Below are 18,905 nucleotides of genomic sequence, written 5' to 3' on the forward strand. Positions count from 1 at the left end.
TCAGCCCTCCTGTCCGCGATCGGGCGCGGCGTCCGGGCGGCGCGATTTCAGCCACCGTCCCAGACGCTCCTGCGAGCCGATCACGAATACGAAGAAAACGGGAACAAAGAAAACGGCCAGCACGGTGGCGGTCAGCATGCCGCCGAACACGCCGGTGCCGATGGCGTTCTGCGTCTCGGCGCTGGCGCCGGTGGCGATCATCAGCGGCACCACGCCCAGGCCGAAGGCCAGCGAGGTCATCAGGATGGGTCGCAGCCGCAGCCGGGCCGCCTGCACCGCGGCTTCCGTCAGGCTCTTGCCTTCGTCGCGCAGCTGCTTGGCGAACTCGATGATCAGGATGGCGTTCTTGGCCGACAGGCCGATCACGGTGATCATGCCCACCTTGAAGAACACATCGTTGGGCATGCCGCGCAGCATCACGGCGGCCAGCGCGCCGATCAGGCCCAGCGGCACCACCAGCATCACCGACAGCGGGATGGACCAGCTCTCGTACAGGGCGGCCAGCACCAGGAAGACCGCGATCATCGACAGCGCCATCAGCATTGGCGCCTGCGACGCCGACTGGCGCTCCTGCAGCGACTGGCCGGTCCACTCGACGGCGAAGCCGGGCGGCAGCTGGGCGGCCAGCCGTTCCATCTCGGCCATCGCCGCGCCGCTGGAGTGGCCGGGCGCGGCGCCGCCGGAGAGGCGCGCCGCCGGGTAGCCCTGGAAGCGCACCAGCTGCAGCGGCGTCTCGGCCCATACCGGGCGCGCCAGCTCGGACAGCGGCACCATGCTGCCGGCCGCGTTGCGCACGTAGAGCTTCAGCACATTGTCTATCTGCATCCGCGCCGGCGCGTCGGCCTGGAGGATCACCTGCTGCATCCGGCCGTTGTTGGGGAAGTCGTTGACGTAGGCCGAGCCCATCGCGGCCGACAGCGTGTCGCTGACGCTGGCGAAGGACACGCCCAGCGCCTCGGCCTTCTGCCGGTCTATGTCCAGCCGTATGCTGGCGCCGGCCGGCAGGCCGTCCGGGTAGACGCCGGCCACCACCGGGCTTTGCGCGGCCAGCTCCAGCAACTTGGCCTCGGCCGCCTTCAGCGCGGCGGGGCCCTGGTTGGCGCGGTCTTCCAGCCGCAGGGTGAAGCCGGAGCTGGTGCCCAGCTCGTCTATCGCCGGCGGCAGCAGGCTCATCACCGTGCCTTCGGTGGCGCCGGCCATCGCCTGCTGGGCGCGCAGGCTTTCGTCCACGGTCGACGCGCCATCGCGCTTGTCCCAGTCCTTCAGCACCGCGAAATTCAGCGCGGCGTTGGAGCCGGAGCCGGAGAAACCGTAGCCGACGATGGAGATGCTGGACTGGACCGCCGGGCGGGTGGCCAGATGGCTGTCCAGCTTCTTGACCAGGTCGCGGGTGCGTTCGGCGGTGGCGTCGGCCGGCAGCAGGAAGCCGGTCATGAAATAGCCCTGGTCTTCTTCCGGCAGGAAGGACGACGGCAGGACCTTGAAGCCGGCGGCCATCGCCCCGGATAGCGCGACGAAGACCAGCATCACCCGGCCGGCGCGTCCTATCAGCCGGCCGACGCGCGTCTCGTACCAGTCGGTCAGGCGCGCGAAGCGGCGGTTGAACCAGCCGAAGAAGCCGCGCTTTTCGTGGTGGCCGCGGGGAATGGGTTTCAGCATCGTCGCGCACAGCGCCGGCGTCAGCGTCAGCGCCAGCAGCGCCGAGAACAGGATGGACACGGCCATCGCCAGCGTGAACTGCTGGTAGATCACGCCGACCGAGCCGCTGGACAGCGCCATCGGGATGAAGACCGCGGTCAGCACCAGCGTGATGCCGACGATGGCGCCGGTGATCTCCTTCATCGCCTTGGCCGTCGCCTCCTTCGGCGACAGGCCTTCCTCCGCCATCAGCCGCTCGACGTTCTCGACGACGACGATGGCGTCGTCGACGATGATGCCTATCGCCAGCACCATGCCGAACATCGTCAGCACATTGATGGAGAAGCCGGCGGCCAGCATCACCGCGAAGGTGCCCAGCATCGCCACCGGCGCGACGATGGACGGGATCAGCGTGTAGCGCGCGTTTTGCAGGAACAGATACATCACCAGGAAGACCAGCGCCATCGCCTCGACCAGCGTGTGGATCACCTTCTCGATCGAGATCTTGACGAAGGGCGCGGTGTCGAAGGGGATGGAATAGGCGATGCCGGCCGGCATCGCCTTGCCCAGCTCGGCCAGCCGCGTCCGCACCGACTCGGCGGTTTTCACCGCGTTGGCGCCGGGGCTCAGCTGCACGCCGGCGAAGGTGGCCGGCTTGCCGTTTTCAGTGCTGACGAAGTTGTAGGACTGCGAGCCGAGCTCGATGCGCGCGACATCGCCCAGCACCACCTTGGCGCCGTCGGCGTTGGCGCGCAGCACGATGGCGGCGAACTGCTCCGGCGTCGAGAGCGTGCCCTGCACGGTCAGCGGCACGGTGACCCGCTGGCCCGGCAAGGCTGGCGACGCGCCCAGGCTGCCCGGCGCGATTTGCGCGTTCTGCTGGGCGATGGCGGCGGAGAGCTCGCTCATCGTCAGGCCGTAGGCGATCAGCTTGGCCGGGTCCACCCAGACGCGCATCGCCTGCTCGGCGCCGAACAGCTGCACGCGGCCGACGCCGTCGATGCGGCGCAATTCCTCGACGATGTTGCGCGCCATATAGTTGCTCAGCTCGGTCTCGTCGAAGCGGCCGTTGTCGGAGCGCAGGCCGATCAGCATCAAGAAGCCGGACGAGGCCGACTCCACCATCACGCCGTTCTGGCGCACGGTGGCCGGCAGGCGCGGCTCGACGGCCTTCAGCTTGTTCTGCACGTCAACCTGGGCCATCGCCGGATCGGTGCCCGGCTTGAAGGTGACAGTGATTTGCGCCGCGCCGGAAGTATCGGCTGACGATTCGAAATACAACAGATCCTTTACGCCGGAGAGCTCCCGCTCGATAAGGCTCAGCACGCCGTCGCTCATGGTCTGCGGCGTGGCACCGGGATAGGCCGCGGTGATGGTGACCGTCGGCGGCGCGACCGACGGATAGCGGGAGATCGGCAACTGGGGGATGGCGATCACTCCCAGCAGGATGATGAACAGCGCGATGACCCAGGCGAAGACCGGGCGGCGGATGAAGAATTGGGACATCAGCAGGCTCCCTTCGCTCAGCGCTGCGCGGATGGTTTGGCGTCGCCGACGGCGACCAGCGCGCCCTCGGACAGGCGCTCCATGCCCTCGACCACCACCTTCTGGCCGGCTTTGAGGCCGGCCTGGATCCGGTAGCGGCGCTCGGCCAGCTCGCCGAGCTCGACGGCGGCGAGGCGCGCGCGGCTCTTGGCGTCAACGGTCCAAACCTGCGGCTTGCCGCCTATGCGGACCACCGCCTGCTGCGGCACCGTCAGCGCGTAGGCGTAGCTCGCGCGCGGCACGCGGGCGCGGACGAACATGCCCGGCAGCAGCCGCCGCTTGGGGTTGTCCACCAGCACGCGCAGCAGCACGTCGCCGGTGCCGGCGTCGACATTGACGCCGGAGAACAGCATGCGGCCGGTCTCGTCGTAGGGCTTGCCGTCGTCGCGCAGCAGCGTCACCGGCACGCCATGGCCGGCCGCCTCCGGCTGCGCGGCCAAGGTCCGTCGTAGCGATTCCAGCGCCGCCGCCGGCTGGCGCACGTCGACATAAATCTGGTCTATCTGCTGAATGCGCGCCATCGGCGAGGCGTCGCCGGCGGCCACCAGCGCGCCCTCGGTGACCAGGGCCTGGTCGATGCGGCCGGTGATCGGTGCCGCCACGGCGGCGAATTTCAGATCGAGCCGGCGGCGGGCCAGCGCGGCGCGTGCCTGCGCCGCATCGGCGGCGGCCTGGTCGCGTTGCGACACCGCGTCGTCGAAGACCTGGCGGCTGACGGCGTCGGTTTCGACCAGCGGCTGCAGCCGGGCGGTCTGCACGCGGGCGCGCGCCAGCGCGGCCTCGGCCCGCTGCAGGGCCGCGGCGGCGGTGGCCGCCTCGGCCTTGAACGGGGCCGGATCGATCTGGAACAGCGGCTGGCCGGCCTTGACCTCGCTGCCTTGCTCGAACAGCCGGCGCAGCACGATGCCGCCTACCTGTGGACGGATTTCCGCGACGCGCACCGCCGCCACGCGACCGGGCAGGTCGTCGCTCAGTTTCAGCGGGGCGGGGGCCAGCGTCGCGGCGGCGACCGGAATCGCCTGCGGGGCGTCCTGCGGCGCCGGCTGCGAGCAGCCGCTCAGCATCGCGACGGCCAGCGCGCAGGCGCCGCCGTAGCGGCGGGCTTGCATATTGTTCATGGGGACTCCATAGGGTTCAAACTTGCGATGGGCGGCAGTGTGCCCGCTCAGGATGGGGATTGCCGTGTGGTAGCATGGAGATTCGATGGAGATGCGCAATGAACGCGAAATCAGCTGAATGAGCGACACAACCCGACCCGCGGCCCAAGGGCCCCAGGCCCTGGTCCTGATAGCCGAGGACGAAGCCGAGATCGCCGAAATCCTCGCCGCCTACCTGGCGCGAGGCGGCCTGCGCAGCGCGCACGCCGCCGATGGCAGAAAGGCGCTGGAAATGCACCTGGCGCGGAAGCCGGACCTGGTGCTGCTGGACGTGCAGATGCCGCATGTCGACGGCTGGCAGGCGCTGGCCGAGATTCGCCATCGCGGCGACACGCCGGTGATCATGCTGACGGCGCTGGACCAGGACATAGACAAACTGATGGGCCTGCGCATCGGCGCCGACGACTATGTCGTCAAACCGTTCAATCCGGCCGAAGTGGTGGCGCGGGCGCAGGCGGTGCTGCGCCGTTCGATGGCCGGTCCGCGCCAGGCGGAACCGCGGGTGCTGCGCGTCGATCCATTCGAGATAGATCTGGAGCAGCACCAGGCCAGCGTGCAGATCGGCAAGCGGCGCCAGGCGCTGAGCCTGACGCTGACCGAATTCAAGTTGCTGGCGCAGCTGGCGAGGGCGCCCAGGCGCGTGTTCAGCCGCGCCGAACTGCTGGACGCCTGCCTGCCGGAAGGCGACACGCTGGAGCGCACGGTGGACAGCCATATCAGCAAGCTGCGCAAGAAGCTGGAGGAGCGGGGTGTCGAGGGGATTCCGGCCGTCGTCCGCGGCGTCGGCTACAAACTGTGGGGCGGAGAATGAGGCTGGAGGGGCTGAGCCGCCAGATCGCGCTGTCGATGGCGATGATGGCCTTCTGCGTGACCGTGCTGGTGGTGGTGACCGGCTTCACTTTCTACTACGTGGCGATGACCTACTGGCCGGTGCAGTTCGAAGCGCCGGGCTGGAAGATGACCGCGCCGGAGTGGGTGTGGCTGATTTCCAGCACCGTGGCGGGGCTGGCGCTGTCGGTGGTGATGGGCCTGCGCCTGGCGCGCCGCATCCTGGCGCCGCTCAACTCCGTGGCGGAGGGCATACGCCGCGTCGCCCAGGGCGATCTGGACGCGCGCGCGGCGGCCGGCGACCGTTCCTTGCGCGAGGCGGCGGCGCTGGCCGACGATTTCAACGCGCTGGCGGACCAGCTGCAGCGCATGACCCAGGAGCAGGCGTTCTGGAACGCCGCCATCGCCCATGAGCTGCGCACGCCGGTCACCGTGCTGCGAGGCCGGCTGCAGGGGCTGGCGGAAGGGGTGTTCACCCCGGACGAAAGCCAGTTCCGCCGGCTGCTGGTCCAGGTGGAGGGCCTGGCCCATCTGATCGAGGATCTGCGCGCCGTCAGCCTGGCCGAGAGCGGCCACCTCGATCTGCAACTGCAGGAGACCGACCTCGCCGCCGAGGTCCGGGCCGTCGTCGAGGTCTTTGGCGATGCGCTCCGGGCCGCCGGCCTGACGCCGGTCCTGGAGCTGGACGGCCGTCCGGCGCGCTGCGACCCGGTCCGCATCCGCCAGGCGTTGCTGGCCCTGCTGGACAACGCCCGCCGCTACGCGACGCCCGGCGCCATCCGCATCGCGGCCTGGGTGGAGAACGGCCGCTGCCATCTGCGCGTCGAGGACGACGGCCCCGGTATTCCCGAAGAGCTGGCACCGCATGTGTTCGAGGCGTTCCGGCGCGGAGACGGCGCCCGCCAGCGCGGCAGCGGAGGCAGCGGCCTGGGCCTGGCCGTGGTCGCCGCCATCGCCCGCGCGCATGGCGGGGCGGCGCGGTGTGCCCCCGGCCCGGGCGGCGGCGCCGGTTTCGAGTTGATCTGGCCGGGCTGAACCGGGCCTTCCGTCATGTCCAGCAGGTGCGCTCGGGGCCGCTTTTTGTCGGCGCATCGCTTTGTCAAACGTCCCTGGCAGTGAACGACACTGCGGCGGGCCGTTTTCCGCGCCCTGCATCCGGCAGAAAACCGCCGATGCCGCAAAAAGATCGTAAACAGGCTCTAAGCCAGCGCATTAGGCAGGGCGTCGATGATGAAGTCCGCTAAAGCGCGTACCCGAGGCGCGCGGCGCACATCCGGGTGCATCAGCAGGTAAAGGGTTTTGTCCGGCGTCGGCGGGCTGTCCAGCTGGATCAGTTCCGGCGCACTGCGCGCCAGGAAGTGGGGCAGCAGCGCCACCGCCAAACCTTGTTTCGCCGCCTGAAAGTGCGTGTCCAAATCATTGCCGCGCAGCGCTACCCGGCGCTCGCCCGCGTGTTGATCCAGCCATCGTTTCAAGAACATGCCGGCCAGACTGTCGTCAAAGCCGATGAATAGCCGCTCGCCGGGCCGCGTTTCCCGCCAGCGCGCGGTGCCGTACAGCGCATAGCCCACCTTGGCCAGCGGCCGCGCGATCAGTTCCGGCGTATTGGCCTCGTCCAGCCGCAAGGCCAAGTCGGCCTCGCCTTGTTCCAGCCGGGCGCGGCGCTGCTCGCCCAGCAGCGTCAAATCGATGTCGGGATAACGTTGGCGAAACGTCGTCAGCAGCGGCAGCAGCACATGGTTGAGCAGTTGCGGCGGCGCGGTCAGCCGCACCTGGCCGCTCAGCGCATGTTGGGCCGAGGCTGCGCGCAGCATCCCCGCCATGCCGGTTTCCAGCGCCAGCGCCTGCGGCAGCAGGTTTTCTCCTTCCTGCGTCAATTGCCAGCCGCGCGGCAGCCGGTCGAACAGGCGCAAGCCCAGCGCCGCTTCCAGCTGCCCCACTCGGCGCGACATCGTGCTGTGTTCCACGCCCAGCGTCCGCGCCCCGGCGGATAGGCTGCCCTCGCGCGCCAGCGCCAGGAAATACCGCACATCGTCCCACTGCATGTTTTTCCGATCAAAAATGCACAGATGCTGCTAATTTATTCATCTTATATCGAATAAATCAACACGATAGACTGCGCCTGTCTAGATTCTTAGCGGGCGTCAACATGGACTTCCTCCCCAAACAGATGCAAGCGGTCGGCATCCTGGCCGCGCCGCCTTCGCCATTGATCGATATGAGCCTGCCGGTTTTCGCGCCGCAGGGCTGGGATATCCTGGCGACGGTGGAGGCCGTCGCGGTCAATCCGGCGGACTGCCGCGTGCGCCAGCGCAAGGCGGATGACGGCCAGGCGGCGGTGCTGGGCTGGGATGCCGCCGGCACGGTGGCGGCCTGTGGCGCGGACGCGGCAGCGAAGTTCCGGCCCGGCGACGCGGTGTACTACGCCGGCGATGTGAACCGGCCTGGCTGCAATAGCGCTTATCAACTGGTGGACGCCAGGCTGGCGGCGCGCCGTCCGGCCAACTGGAGCGCGGCCGAGGCCGCCGCCCTGCCCTTGACCGGGCTGACCGCCTGGGAGGCTTTGTTCGAGCGGCTGGGCTATGCGCCGGACGCGCCGGTCGAGGGGCAAACCTTGCTGGTGGTGGGTGGCGCGGGCGGCGTCGGTTCCATCGCCATCCAGCTGGCGCGGCTGGTGCCGGGCTTGCGCGTCATCGCCACGGCTTCCCGTCCGGAATCTGTCGGCTGGTGTCGGCAAATGGGCGCGCACGAGGTGGTCGATCATAGTCAGCCGCTGCGGGCGCAGCTGCAGGCCATCGGGGTCGAAACCGTGCAGTCGGCCTTGTTGCTCAACCGGCCCGATGAACACTTCGCCGCCTTGGCGGAGCTGGTCGCGCCGTTTGGACACATTGTCAATATCGTGCCTTTTTCCCGGCCGCCGGAGATCAATCTACTGATGCGCAAGAGCGCGAGCCTAAGTTGGACCTATATGTTCACCCGCTCCTCGTTTCAGACCGCCGATATGGCGCGGCAGGGAGAGATTCTGGCCAGCCTTGCCGAATTGGCGGAGGCGGGGCGCATTCGCAGCACCCTGCGCGAAAACATCGGCGGGCTATCCGCGGCCAATCTCAGCGCCGCGCACGCCAGACTGGAGCGCGGCGACACCATGGGCAAGCTCGCCTTGTCCGGCTTTGCCAACCGCCAGGAGCAAATATGAGCGGCGTTCAGGAAGACGCCGTCGCGCGGGAGGACGCCGTGGCCGGCTGATCTCAGGCCAATTGCGCAGCCATCTCCTCCAGCAACGCGAGGCAGGCGCGGGCGGCGGCGCTTTGGTAGCCGTTCAGCCGGCGCAGGACGGCGGCGGTGCGCGTCGGCAGCGGCTGGCGCAGCCCCAGCGCGCGCAATGCCGGGTCCTGCCGGGCGATGGCCTCCGGCAGGATGGTGGCGATGGCGCCGCGGCGCACGGTTTCCAGTATCGCGCCTATGCTGTTGGCCTCGACGGCGATGCGCGACGCGACGCCGTGCCGGCGGAAATAGTCGTCGATGTGGCCCCGGGTGGCGAAGTCGGCGCTCAGCAGCGCCAGCGGCGCCCGCTCCAGCTCCTCAACCTCCAGAGGCCGCTCCAGTTCGCGCCAGCGGTGGCGCGGGCCGGCCACTACGCACAGCTTCTCGGCGAATAGCGGCTGTGCGCCGATGTCCGGCGAGCGCACCGTGTCGAAGGCGATGCCCAGATCCAGCTCGTCGGCCGCCAGCGCCGCCTCCATCGCGTCCTGCGTCATCTCGCGTATTTCCAGTTCCACGCCGGGATGGCGCGACGCGTAGCGCTCGACCAGCGGCCCCAGCAGATAGCAGGTGAAGGTCGGCGTCATCGCCAGACGCAGCCTGCCGCGCGACAGGTCCGCCACGTCGCCGGTGGCGCGTTCCGCCGCCGCCAGTTCGCGCAGCGCCTCGGCGGCCCGGGTGAAGTTGCCGTGATCGGCCACCGCGATCAGATAGCGGATGTGTCTGAGTATCATGTTCAAAACTATAGGTGTTGCTTATGGATTTGATTGTATATTGGTCTTGGACGCTATAGTTGAATCGGTTCATCCTTGCGCCATCGTTTCACCGCCAAGGAGAACTCCATGCAAGCCATCATCGACGGTTTCCTCAAATTCCAGCAGGAAGCCTTTCCCAAGCGTTCCGAGCTGTTCCGCAAACTGGCCACCAGCCAGAACCCCAGCGTGCTGTTCATCACCTGCTCCGACAGCCGGGTGGTGCCGGAACTGCTGACGCAGCAGGAACCGGGCGACCTGTTCGTGATCCGCAACGCCGGCAATATCGTGCCCGGTTACGGTCCGGAGCCCGGCGGCGTCACCGCCACGGTGGAATACGCGGTGGCCGCGCTGGGCGTCAGCGACATCGTCATCTGCGGCCACTCCGACTGCGGCGCGATGACCGCCATCTCCAGCTGCGCCTGCCTGGACCACCTGCCGGCGGTGGCCGGCTGGCTGCGCCATGCCGACGCCGCCAAGGCCGTCAACGCCGGCCGCGGCCACGCATCGGCCCAGGACCGGCTGGACGGCATGGTCAGGGAAAACGTCATCGCCCAGCTGGCCAATATCAAGACCCATCCATCGGTGGCGCTGGCGCTGGAGCAGGGCCGGCTTCGCCTGCATGGCTGGGTCTACGATATCGAAAGCGGCACGATAGAAACGCTGGACGGCGCGGCCAAGCGCTTCGTCCCGCTGGCCGACTTCCCGCAAACCCGCGCCGCCTGATCCCCATCCGCGCCCGGCAGGGCGCATCCCACAGAAGAGAAGAAAGGAAACCCCATGAGACAGTCCCATACCACCCAGGACGCCCGCATCGAGCTGAGCAGCCGCATCGTCGTCGCCAAGGCGCTGAAAGACCTGAGCTGGGAGCAGCTGGCCGAGGGCACCGGCCTCAGCCTGGCCTACGTCACCGCCGCGCTGCTGGGACAGCACGCGCTGCCGAAGGCCGCCGCCGATCTGGTGTGCGACAGGCTGGGCCTCGACGCGGCCGACTCCGCCAATCTGCAGACCATTCCGCTGCGCGGCAGCATCCCGGGCGGCATTCCGACCGACCCCACCATCTACCGCTTCTACGAAATGATCCAGATATACGGCACCACGCTGAAGGCCCTGGTACACGAGAAGCTGGGCGACGGCATCATCAGCGCGATCAATTTCCGGCTGGACATCCAGAAGGTGGCCGATCCGGACGGCGGCGAGCGCGCGGTGATCACGCTGGACGGCAAGTTCCTGCCGAACAAGCCGTACTGACGGGGTTTTGCCGGACGGCCGCGCATCGCGCGCGGCCGTTTTGATTTTCCACACTCTGAAAGATGGACATGGATACCCCGGTTCCCGGCCTGGGCCGCGGCATGGCGCTGCTGTTCGCCGTCTCCTGCGGCGCCGTCATCGGCAACATCTATTACGCCCAGCCGCTGCTGGCCGTCATCGCCGGCGGTTTCGGCGCGCCGGCGGCCAGCCTGGGCTTCATCGTCACGCTGACCCAGCTCGGCTATGCCTGCGGCCTGCTGTTCCTGATACCGCTGGGCGACGCGCTGGACCGCCGCAAGCTGATCGTCGCGCTGCTCGGCTGCAGCGCGCTGGCGCTGGCGGCGGTGGCCGTCAGCCCGAGCCTGGCCTGGTTCGCCGCCGCCTGCGCGGCGCTGGGCCTGTGCACCTGCGCCGCCCAGCTGCTGGTGCCGTTCGCCGCCTCGCTGGCGGCCGAGCGCGAACGCGGCCGGGTGGTCGGCACGGTGATGAGCGGCCTGCTGCTCGGCATCCTGCTGGCGCGCACCTTTTCCGGCCTGGTGGCCCAGCTGGGCGGCTGGCGGCTGGTGTACTGGCTGGCCGACGCCGTGGTGCTGCTGTTCACCGTCATCCTGGCGCGGGAGCTGCCCGGAGACGAGCGCCGCGGCCGGCCGCTGCGCTACGGCGCGCTGCTGGCCTCGCTGCTGACGCTGGCGCGCGCCCATCCGGCGCTGCGGCGGCGTTCGCTGTACGGCGCGCTGGCCTTCGCCTGCTTCAGCCTGTTCTGGACCGGTCTGACCTTTCTGCTCAGCCAGCCGCCGTACGGCTACGGCGAGGCGCAGATCGGCGCCTTCGGCCTGGTCGGCGCGGCCGGCACGCTGGCCGCCGGCGGGGCGGGGCGCCTGGCCGACCGCGGCCACGGCGGGCGCGTCACCGCCGGCTGCTGCCTGGGCATACTGCTGGCCTTCGGCCTGCTGTGGCTGGGCGGGACCTCGCTGGCGGCGCTGCTGGCCGGCGTGCTGTTGCTGGACATCTGCGTGCAGGCGCTGCACATCTCCAACCAGAGCGTGATCTACGCGCTGGCGCCGGAGGCTCGCAGCCGCGTCACCACCATCTATCTGGTCAGCTACTTTCTCGGCGGCGCGCTGGGTTCCGGCGCGGCCAGCCTGGCCTATGCCCACGCCGGCTGGACCGGCGTCTGCCTGGCCGGCGCCGGCCAGGCGGCGCTGCTGCAGCTGGCGCGGCTGACGGCGAGGACGGAGGAGGCCAACAAGCAGACAGAGGGCTTGGAAATGACGACGAGGTAATTGGGGGTGGCTCGTTGTGATCCGAAGGAAATTCCGATTCATGTCGATACCGGCATTGAGGATCCGCCAGCAGAATGATTCGGAGCGACCATGTCACCTCGGTCATGTTTTCGTCGCTCTGCCCAGCTTCGCCTTAGATTCGTGTTTGTAGCTCTGTCTATGGCAGGTGATCAGCGCGTAGTGCGCGTTGCTGCAGTTTTTGCTACCGACGCTGTTGTTTGATCCGACCAGCATTATGTATATCTCTGATGCCCAAATTCTGTTTTCAGGGGCTAGGTTTCTCACGTCTGCATGGTCAGTTTCTCCACCCGGCCTGCCTGTCCGATGCTGAAACTGGAATATTCAACGGCGAAATAAGTTGGCGATTTTTAGACTGAGTGGTTTTTGTCATTGCGAGCCTCTACGCGGTTGCCACTTGGAGGATGAGCGCTGGCAGTATTGAGATAGTCGTTGAAGTGTATTTTTTGGTAAGGATTAATTATGTAGCGGCAGGGTAAAACGATGGATGGGTAGACGCGGGATGAGGTTTGTAGGTGAAAGCTATGGAATAAAAGGTTTGTGTATTTTTTTATTGATCTGGATTAATGGATGACTAGCGTGTTTATTTGGCATTTTGTTCCTGCAAGCCATTCATTGGCATGCTCCATCAGTTTTTAAGGTAAATAGGCTTGCTTGTTTGAAAGCTTTCTGATGGATTGAGTTGTTCTTCTTTGTTTAGTCAAACGTTGAATATCAGAAAGGAATCGTTATGAGCTTCAGTACGTCGAACTTTATCTTTCAAAGTGCAAATGGCCAGCCGATTCAGTTTGGTTATGTTGGGGTGTATACGTTAAATGAGGACTGGGAGCCGCTGCAAGTTGGTGGCGTGTCGAATAATCCCGGCATTGTCAATCTAAGGATTGCCAATCCCAATTTTGGCGCGCTCAATAACTGCGTGGTCACTCTGGATATAGATCCGGAGTATGTTAATCGTGTTCCTTATGCCTCTGATGGGGCCAGTCTGCTCTTTAGTATTAATGGGAGCAATATACACATTAATATTCATTCAGATGGAAGTATGGATGTGACCAATGTCTATGGTTCTAATCCTAAGGCTATTGGCTGGGGTTATAGCCTTGGCACAATTAAAAATGGAGGCGCCGCGTCGGTTTTCACTTGCAAGCTTCAATAGTCAAAATATTGATTGCTTACTCAAATCCCCGCTACAGCGGGGGTTTTTTCTTTTTAGGATTTTCTCGGCGGAAAATTTAGTTGGGAGGAGATGGTGGAGGGCAAAACGTTAGTCAGCGAACGCACGACTGCAATGCATGGGGCGGATAAAAACGCATTGAAGCAGGTCACAAAGCCTTGTGCTGTGCGGGTTTCTGGACTTTCTTGGACTGCTTGGGAAGAGTGGGGCCGACAGCAATAGAAATGATCAATTAAGATGTTGTATTTAATGTGGTTTGTATGAGTTCATTCAGATATATATACACGAATCTATACACACTTTCTTCACGCTGGGGGCTTGCGGCACGCTTCCAAGCGGCTAGATCGAGGCATACGGCAACTTGGCTCATGGTAGGCGCTGCTATCGGGTAGGGCGAGGGGTTTGCAGGTTGAGTGGAGTTTTTTGCCATCGGCCTTTTGATTCGCCCCTCCATGGCCTTGCCTGGCTAACCCCCCCCTCTCTAAAAATGCGCGCCATAAAAAAGCTTGGCTAGGCACGCGGTCCGGAAGGCAAGGGGCTAGACATTGCGCCACCCCTCCCCCGTGGCGCGAGAGAATATCTTAAGCCATGCTTGTCTCCTGTCTCAGAAAAAATAGTTGTTGCTGCCTCTCCTAGCTGACGTGCCAAGACTTCACAAGGCGCGCGAGCTTAAAAGAGGATCATCCTCTGTTCTCCTTGCCAACGAACTTTTTAGACCCCCCCCCTATGTTTTTTCTGCGGGGGGAAATCGGCTGTTAGGCACGCGGTCTGGTCTTCCTATTAATCCGGCAGTCAAATACCGTACAGAAAGCTCATGCCGCGTAGCGGATTTTTTCATGCCGGAAGTACGACCGGATTCTGGCCGGCTGCTTCTGCAATGAGCGTAAATGGGACAGCACTTTCCCTTGAAGTTGACCGTCTGATCGAACCGGCTCACCTGCGCTCATTCTGGCCTTCAGGTCGCCGTTCAAGTATTCATCCGGGTTCAGTTCCGGTGAGTAGCTGGGCAGGAAGAACAACTCAATCGCCTTCTTGTTCTCTTCCTCCTCCAACCATGCTTGCACCAGCTTGCTGTGATGCACGCGCAAGTTGTCGAGGATCAAGAACACCTTCTTGCCGCCAGCATCACGGATCAGCCGCATCAGAAACTTGATCAGCACCCGGGCCGTCAAGGTCTCCCGGTACAGCATGAAGCGCATCTTGCCTTGGTTGGTAATGGCCGAAATCAAGTTGATGCGCGCTCTTTTCGATTGGGATAACACCAGAACTGGGGTTTGGCCTTTTGGGGCGTAGCCACGCGGAAAGTGCTCAACACTCGACACCGCCGATTCGTCGCCCCAGCTGATTTCAGCCATTTCCGCTTTGGCACGCGCGACGATAGCCGGGTATTCCTCCTTGAGCCATTTCTCGACTGCTGCCGGTCGCTGCTCATAAGCGCGTTTGAGCGGGCGCTGCGGCGTAAAGCCCCAGCGGGCCAAGTACAGACGGACAGTACGGATCGGCAGATCGATCAGAAACATCTGCTTGATTACAGCCTTGACCGCCTGAGCACTCCACAGGGCAAACCTCAGCTTCATCTGGTCTGGCGTGCGATCCACGATGTCCTGCTTGATCCGGGCTTCCTGCGCCTCGGTCAGCCGACGGCCGGTGCCTTCGGCGCGACCGCGCTTCTGTTCTTTGAATCCCTGCGCACCTAGTGCTGCCTCACGCACCACCCAGGCGGAAATGGTGGGGCGGCGCAGCCCGAGTTCTTCGGCAATACTGGCTTGAGACCGGCCTCGCTTGTACATCCGGATAGCGGTACGCCTCAGCTGCTCACGGGCGGCCAGTTCAAGCTTGCGCACATCGATTTTTTCCATGCCGGAAGTATACAATCTGTACGGATTATTACTGCCGGATTAATAGTGACATTTCATGTCTGTCACTATGTGAAATCATGAAATTTCCCTTTCAAATCAACGATGTCACTACGTCACTACTGTCACTACCATTTTTTAGAGGGGTGGCGAAACCGCCGTAAGGGAGGGGCAAGGCTTTCAGTTGCGGCATGACTTGCGGCGGGCCGTCCCTAGCACCACCCGGCAAATAGGTTCTTCCTGGACGGGGGTGGCTTACGGGTGTTCGATCCCCCACGCTGAGCCAGGCACAGACTCCCCATGCTAACTAAACAGTTTAGTAAACGGGCCGAGGGGAAGCCGGGGACCCTGGCACTTTGGAAGCATGTGCGGGTGGCCTGACCCGCAACGCCTGGCCAGCGGCAGCCCTGGAAAGTTAGTGAAATGGTGAAATCGGTGGAGGGGGGTGAAATTCCCCTGAAGAAGTTATTAATTCGGCAGTAATAATCCGTACAGATTGTATACTTCCGGCATGGAAAAAATCGATGTGCGCAAGCTTGAACTGGCCGCCCGTGAGCAGCTGAGGCGTACCGCTATCCGGATGTACAAGCGAGGCCGGTCTCAAGCCAGTATTGCCGAAGAACTCGGGCTGCGCCGCCCCACCATTTCCGCCTGGGTGGTGCGTGAGGCAGCACTAGGTGCGCAGGGATTCAAAGAACAGAAGCGCGGTCGCGCCGAAGGCACCGGCCGTCGGCTGACCGAGGCGCAGGAAGCCCGGATCAAGCAGGACATCGTGGATCGCACGCCAGACCAGATGAAGCTGAGGTTTGCCCTGTGGAGTGCTCAGGCGGTCAAGGCTGTAATCAAGCAGATGTTTCTGATCGATCTGCCGATCCGTACTGTCCGTCTGTACTTGGCCCGCTGGGGCTTTACGCCGCAGCGCCCGCTCAAACGCGCTTATGAGCAGCGACCGGCAGCAGTCGAGAAATGGCTCAAGGAGGAATACCCGGCTATCGTCGCGCGTGCCAAAGCGGAAATGGCTGAAATCAGCTGGGGCGACGAATCGGCGGTGTCGAGTGTTGAGCACTTTCCGCGTGGCTACGCCCCAAAAGGCCAAACCCCAGTTCTGGTGTTATCCCAATCGAAAAGAGCGCGCATCAACTTGATTTCGGCCATTACCAACCAAGGCAAGATGCGCTTCATGCTGTACCGGGAGACCTTGACGGCCCGGGTGCTGATCAAGTTTCTGATGCGGCTGATCCGTGATGCTGGCGGCAAGAAGGTGTTCTTGATCCTCGACAACTTGCGCGTGCATCACAGCAAGCTGGTGCAAGCATGGTTGGAGGAGGAAGAGAACAAGAAGGCGATTGAGTTGTTCTTCCTGCCCAGCTACTCACCGGAACTGAACCCGGATGAATACTTGAACGGCGACCTGAAGGCCAGAATGAGCGCAGGTGAGCCGGTTCGATCAGACGGTCAACTTCAAGGGAAAGTGCTGTCCCATTTACGCTCATTGCAGAAGCAGCCGGCCAGAATCCGGTCGTACTTCCGGCATGAAAAAATCCGCTACGCGGCATGAGCTTTCTGTACGGTATTTGACTGCCGGATTAATAGTGACAGAGCGGAGAGGCTGGCCAGAATGGGCTTGGAGTCGGCTATTGCCGGGATATACTGGACAGCAATTCATGCATTCAGGGGATGGGATATGGGGCGCAATAGCTTGGGGGCATGCAAAGTCAGTACGAAGAACTCAGGCAATAGGTTGCACTCAATCGCCAGGAACGGGGGAGTAAACCTAAGCTAGATCGAGAGCATCAGGCAAGCAGCAGCGCTGCGGATGAATTGGCGCGATCTTGGAGCCGCAGACCCAGGCAATGGACGCCCGTGGTGGCGAAGCGGTTTGAGCAGACATTGCAATGGAGCATGAAGCGAGGCCGGGACGAGTAGAGGGTGGGTTAACCTTTCGCTTGGCCCGTAAGGGCGGGTGGTGTGTCATAACCATTATCACAGTCAGGAAATGCAGGATGAAACAAAGCAATCATTGGCTAGGGGGATTGGCGCTGGCATTGGCGCTGACAGGGTGCGGTACATTGAAGGTGGCGGAATCTAGCGACCCTTATTTAAGAAAAGGGATTCGGATGAATGTGGCCTCGATGAATTATGTCAATCGTGCCGTCCATTTTAGGATAGACGATGGATATAACAGCGGTGGCATAGCTAACGCTGGAAGTCCTAATGATCCTTGGATGGGGGGCCGTCGACATGCTGTTTCACGATTACCGATCTGAACAAGCCGTTTAAAATAGAGGCAAAGTGGGTTCCAATTCGAGAAGATTCTGTCATGGGGCCTGATGGTGATTATATACGGGGGAAGGTATTGGTGCCGGAGGAGACAAAGGTGATCTTCGCCAAGCTTCCCCAGCGCCCGCCCAAGGTTTTGAAGGGCGATCCTATGAATAGTGAAGATGCCGTATGTGTGATTTTTAAATCCATGGATGTTGTAGAATTGAAGTATTCAGAATTCGGCTGCAAGCAAAGGGTGGATTAAATGACATTAAGACAGTCTGAGCAGTATATTTCTGATGAGATATTGAATGCGGCACATAAGGCAGCAACGATGGCAAGGTTGTCGCGAGAGATCGGCGGCAAGACTTGGAAAGAGCGAATTGAGTGCCGGTTTTACCCGAAGGTTGTCATATTCTTCGATGGCACAATGAATAATTACGATGTCAGCCCAGACAACAAGTCCAATGTCGCGCGCCTATTTATGGCATCGCATGATGATCCGCAAAGAGATTTATTTAGAAGATATATCCCTGGTGTAGGGACGCCGTATGCGCCAAAAGATAATCAAGAAGTCGGGGAAGATAAGGGCGGGGCCATCGGGGCAGGATTTGGCAAGGGCGGCGACATGCGCTTGAAGGACGCCATGCTCTTCATCGAAAAAATGCTAGGTAAAAATTACACCACAGCGATTGCGCATATCAAAATGCTCCGGGTGGATGTGATCGGCTTCTCGCGTGGCGCGACGTTGGCGAGGGCCTTTGTCAATAAGCTGCTCAAAGAAAAATCCGGCGTTAATGGGAAAGGTCAGCTGATTTACAAGCTGGATTCATATGACATGACGGTGCCGCTGGAGGTTGGATTCGTTGGCTTGTTCGATACGGTGGCTTCGGTGGGCGGGCCTGCCTTGCATCGTGACTGGGCCAGCGATCTGCGTATTCCGAGCGAGGTGAAGCGTTGCGTGCATCTGGTAGCGGCGCACGAAGTGCGGCAAGCCTTCCCGTTGGATTCCATCGCCTACCAGGGGAGTTATCCAGAAAACAGCTTGGAAGTGATTTACCCGGGCGTGCATTCCGACATTGGTGGCGGCTATTACCCGGATGAACAAGGGCGCAGCATCGAGTACACCAAGATACCGCTTAGAGAGATGTATCTGGAGGCGATAAAGGCGGGCGTTCCTTTGATGTCGCTGAAAGAGATGGAAGGAAACAATGTTGACAAAGAGTTCTCGATAGAAAACAAAGACAAAGTTGTTGGAAGTTATCATGCCTATCGAGAATATATTAAAGGCGATGCCTCTGATTTGGTGAGTGGCATCTGGGCGCATCGACCGGCATTTTTTAAATGGCGAAGCGAGATTGAGCGCAAGAAAGAATACACCAAGCTGCTTGCCGGTTTGGCAGATAGTGCGGATTGCGAGCAATGCTTGGCCGCGCCGGATAATAAAGTCCGGATAGAGCGAAACGAAAAACAATGGAAGGATCGGAAAATGAAAACGCCGACCGACCAGGGCAAAGAATTGATTACCGAGCAAAAGCGTCTTGCCAAGCAAATGAAATTCTTGGATGACCCATATGAGCGGGTTGGCAAAGAAACGGTTGCACGGAAACGGAATGAGTATGAAGAATTGATTTTTAATGCATGGAATAGCTCAGAGCTATTGCCGGCGGCGGTGGATGAATTCTTTACCCACTATGTGCATGATTCTGTTGCAGCCTTCGATAGTTGGCCATGTGCGTTATATGATCCCCGGAAGATATTCTTGCATAGGGATACCGTTCTGGCACGGCATGACGAATTGGATAACGGCCAAATCGTTTAATCAGGACTTGCAGCCACTTCCCCACTGAACAAACAGCAGGTGTTGACGCTAGAGGTATTGA

At 62.5% G+C, this 18,905-nt stretch carries 16 protein-coding genes; 11 read left to right on the plus strand and 5 right to left on the minus strand.

Translation table 11 applies throughout. The features are described from left to right. Positions 1 to 3,144: an efflux RND transporter permease subunit gene (locus CXB49_RS01045; protein ID WP_101706691.1), complete on the minus strand. Its 3,144-nt coding sequence runs from the start codon at positions 3,142 to 3,144 to the stop codon at positions 1 to 3. Positions 3,145 to 3,161: 17 nt separating this feature from the next. Beyond that, positions 3,162 to 4,301, minus strand: a complete 1,140-nt coding sequence (locus CXB49_RS01050; protein WP_101706692.1) for an efflux RND transporter periplasmic adaptor subunit — start codon at positions 4,299 to 4,301, stop codon at positions 3,162 to 3,164. Between the two features lie 118 nt (positions 4,302 to 4,419). On the opposite strand from CXB49_RS01050, the gene CXB49_RS01055 reads away from it, so the two are divergent. After that, positions 4,420 to 5,151, plus strand: coding sequence for a response regulator (locus tag CXB49_RS01055; RefSeq protein WP_101706693.1), 732 nt, complete (start codon positions 4,420 to 4,422; stop codon positions 5,149 to 5,151). Further along, complete coding sequence (locus tag CXB49_RS01060; RefSeq protein WP_101706694.1) at positions 5,148 to 6,203, plus strand: ATP-binding protein; 1,056 nt, start codon at positions 5,148 to 5,150, stop codon at positions 6,201 to 6,203. The genes CXB49_RS01055 and CXB49_RS01060 overlap by 4 nt, the downstream gene beginning before the upstream one ends. 164 nt (positions 6,204 to 6,367) lie before the next feature. Here CXB49_RS01060 and CXB49_RS01065 read toward each other — a convergent pair whose 3' ends face one another. Continuing rightward, entirely contained in the window at positions 6,368 to 7,213 is an 846-nt protein-coding gene (locus CXB49_RS01065) for a LysR family transcriptional regulator (protein WP_101706695.1), read from the minus strand. A 104-nt stretch (positions 7,214 to 7,317) separates the two neighbouring features. Between CXB49_RS01065 and CXB49_RS01070 the strand changes: the two genes are divergently transcribed. After that, positions 7,318 to 8,364, plus strand: coding sequence for a zinc-binding alcohol dehydrogenase family protein (locus tag CXB49_RS01070; RefSeq protein WP_233492905.1), 1,047 nt, complete (start codon positions 7,318 to 7,320; stop codon positions 8,362 to 8,364). 52 nt (positions 8,365 to 8,416) lie between these two features. Here the strand turns inward: CXB49_RS01070 and cynR are convergent, their stop codons facing one another. Then, a complete protein-coding gene (cynR, locus tag CXB49_RS01075) occupies positions 8,417 to 9,163 on the minus strand; it encodes a transcriptional regulator CynR (protein ID WP_199406755.1) in 747 nt (248 codons plus the stop codon). 108 nt (positions 9,164 to 9,271) lie between these two features. On the opposite strand from cynR, the gene CXB49_RS01080 reads away from it, so the two are divergent. The 4 genes from CXB49_RS01080 to CXB49_RS23175 all read left to right on the plus strand — a co-directional run bounded on the left by CXB49_RS01080 (position 9,272) and on the right by CXB49_RS23175 (position 12,886). Then, positions 9,272 to 9,907 carry a carbonic anhydrase gene (locus CXB49_RS01080; RefSeq protein WP_101710554.1) on the plus strand — a complete coding sequence of 212 codons (636 nt, stop codon included), beginning with the start codon at positions 9,272 to 9,274 and terminating at the stop codon, positions 9,905 to 9,907. 54 nt (positions 9,908 to 9,961) lie between these two features. Next, positions 9,962 to 10,432, plus strand: a complete 471-nt coding sequence (cynS, locus tag CXB49_RS01085) for a cyanase (protein WP_101706698.1) — start codon at positions 9,962 to 9,964, stop codon at positions 10,430 to 10,432. Between the two features lie 68 nt (positions 10,433 to 10,500). Next, positions 10,501 to 11,715, plus strand: a complete 1,215-nt coding sequence (locus tag CXB49_RS01090) for an MFS transporter (RefSeq protein WP_199406756.1) — start codon at positions 10,501 to 10,503, stop codon at positions 11,713 to 11,715. A gap of 748 nt (positions 11,716 to 12,463) precedes the next feature. Further along, the gene (locus CXB49_RS23175; RefSeq protein ID WP_158300568.1) at positions 12,464 to 12,886 is read left to right on the plus strand and encodes a hypothetical protein; all 423 of its coding nucleotides are present in this window, start codon (positions 12,464 to 12,466) and stop codon (positions 12,884 to 12,886) included. 830 nt (positions 12,887 to 13,716) lie between these two features. Here the strand turns inward: CXB49_RS23175 and CXB49_RS01095 are convergent. Next, positions 13,717 to 14,763, minus strand: a complete 1,047-nt coding sequence (locus CXB49_RS01095; RefSeq protein WP_101706528.1) for an IS630 family transposase — start codon at positions 14,761 to 14,763, stop codon at positions 13,717 to 13,719. A gap of 508 nt (positions 14,764 to 15,271) precedes the next feature. On the opposite strand from CXB49_RS01095, the gene CXB49_RS01100 reads away from it, so the two are divergent. The 4 genes from CXB49_RS01100 to CXB49_RS01110 all read left to right on the plus strand — a co-directional run bounded on the left by CXB49_RS01100 (position 15,272) and on the right by CXB49_RS01110 (position 18,844). Beyond that, on the plus strand, positions 15,272 to 16,318 hold the full coding sequence (locus tag CXB49_RS01100) for an IS630 family transposase (RefSeq protein WP_101706528.1): 1,047 nt from the start codon (positions 15,272 to 15,274) through the stop codon (positions 16,316 to 16,318). Between the two features lie 445 nt (positions 16,319 to 16,763). Further along, positions 16,764 to 17,027, plus strand: a complete 264-nt coding sequence (locus CXB49_RS23180) for a hypothetical protein (RefSeq protein ID WP_158300569.1) — start codon at positions 16,764 to 16,766, stop codon at positions 17,025 to 17,027. A gap of 110 nt (positions 17,028 to 17,137) precedes the next feature. Continuing rightward, positions 17,138 to 17,287 carry a hypothetical protein gene (locus tag CXB49_RS01105; RefSeq protein WP_158300570.1) on the plus strand — a complete coding sequence of 50 codons (150 nt, stop codon included), beginning with the start codon at positions 17,138 to 17,140 and terminating at the stop codon, positions 17,285 to 17,287. Beyond that, entirely contained in the window at positions 17,288 to 18,844 is a 1,557-nt protein-coding gene (locus tag CXB49_RS01110) for a DUF2235 domain-containing protein (protein WP_101706700.1), read from the plus strand. Positions 18,845 to 18,905: the final 61 nt, after the last annotated feature.

Source organism: Chromobacterium sp. ATCC 53434 (assembly GCF_002848345.1).
Classification (GTDB): domain Bacteria; phylum Pseudomonadota; class Gammaproteobacteria; order Burkholderiales; family Chromobacteriaceae; genus Chromobacterium.

Coding starts and splice junctions, on each gene's coding strand:
- CXB49_RS01095 (WP_101706528.1), bottom strand. CDS start 14,763: ATGGAAAAAATCGATGTGCGCAAGCTTGAACTGGCCGCCCGTGAGCAG.
- CXB49_RS01090 (WP_199406756.1), top strand. CDS start 10,501: ATGGATACCCCGGTTCCCGGCCTGGGCCGCGGCATGGCGCTGCTGTTC.
- CXB49_RS23180 (WP_158300569.1), top strand. CDS start 16,764: ATGAAACAAAGCAATCATTGGCTAGGGGGATTGGCGCTGGCATTGGCG.
- CXB49_RS01060 (WP_101706694.1), top strand. CDS start 5,148: ATGAGGCTGGAGGGGCTGAGCCGCCAGATCGCGCTGTCGATGGCGATG.
- cynS (WP_101706698.1), top strand. CDS start 9,962: ATGAGACAGTCCCATACCACCCAGGACGCCCGCATCGAGCTGAGCAGC.
- CXB49_RS01065 (WP_101706695.1), bottom strand. CDS start 7,213: ATGCAGTGGGACGATGTGCGGTATTTCCTGGCGCTGGCGCGCGAGGGC.
- CXB49_RS01045 (WP_101706691.1), bottom strand. CDS start 3,144: ATGTCCCAATTCTTCATCCGCCGCCCGGTCTTCGCCTGGGTCATCGCG.
- CXB49_RS01080 (WP_101710554.1), top strand. CDS start 9,272: ATGCAAGCCATCATCGACGGTTTCCTCAAATTCCAGCAGGAAGCCTTT.
- CXB49_RS01070 (WP_233492905.1), top strand. CDS start 7,318: ATGGACTTCCTCCCCAAACAGATGCAAGCGGTCGGCATCCTGGCCGCG.
- CXB49_RS01050 (WP_101706692.1), bottom strand. CDS start 4,301: ATGAACAATATGCAAGCCCGCCGCTACGGCGGCGCCTGCGCGCTGGCC.
- CXB49_RS01100 (WP_101706528.1), top strand. CDS start 15,272: ATGGAAAAAATCGATGTGCGCAAGCTTGAACTGGCCGCCCGTGAGCAG.
- cynR (WP_199406755.1), bottom strand. CDS start 9,163: ATGATACTCAGACACATCCGCTATCTGATCGCGGTGGCCGATCACGGC.
- CXB49_RS23175 (WP_158300568.1), top strand. CDS start 12,464: ATGAGCTTCAGTACGTCGAACTTTATCTTTCAAAGTGCAAATGGCCAG.
- CXB49_RS01110 (WP_101706700.1), top strand. CDS start 17,288: ATGACATTAAGACAGTCTGAGCAGTATATTTCTGATGAGATATTGAAT.
- CXB49_RS01055 (WP_101706693.1), top strand. CDS start 4,420: ATGAGCGACACAACCCGACCCGCGGCCCAAGGGCCCCAGGCCCTGGTC.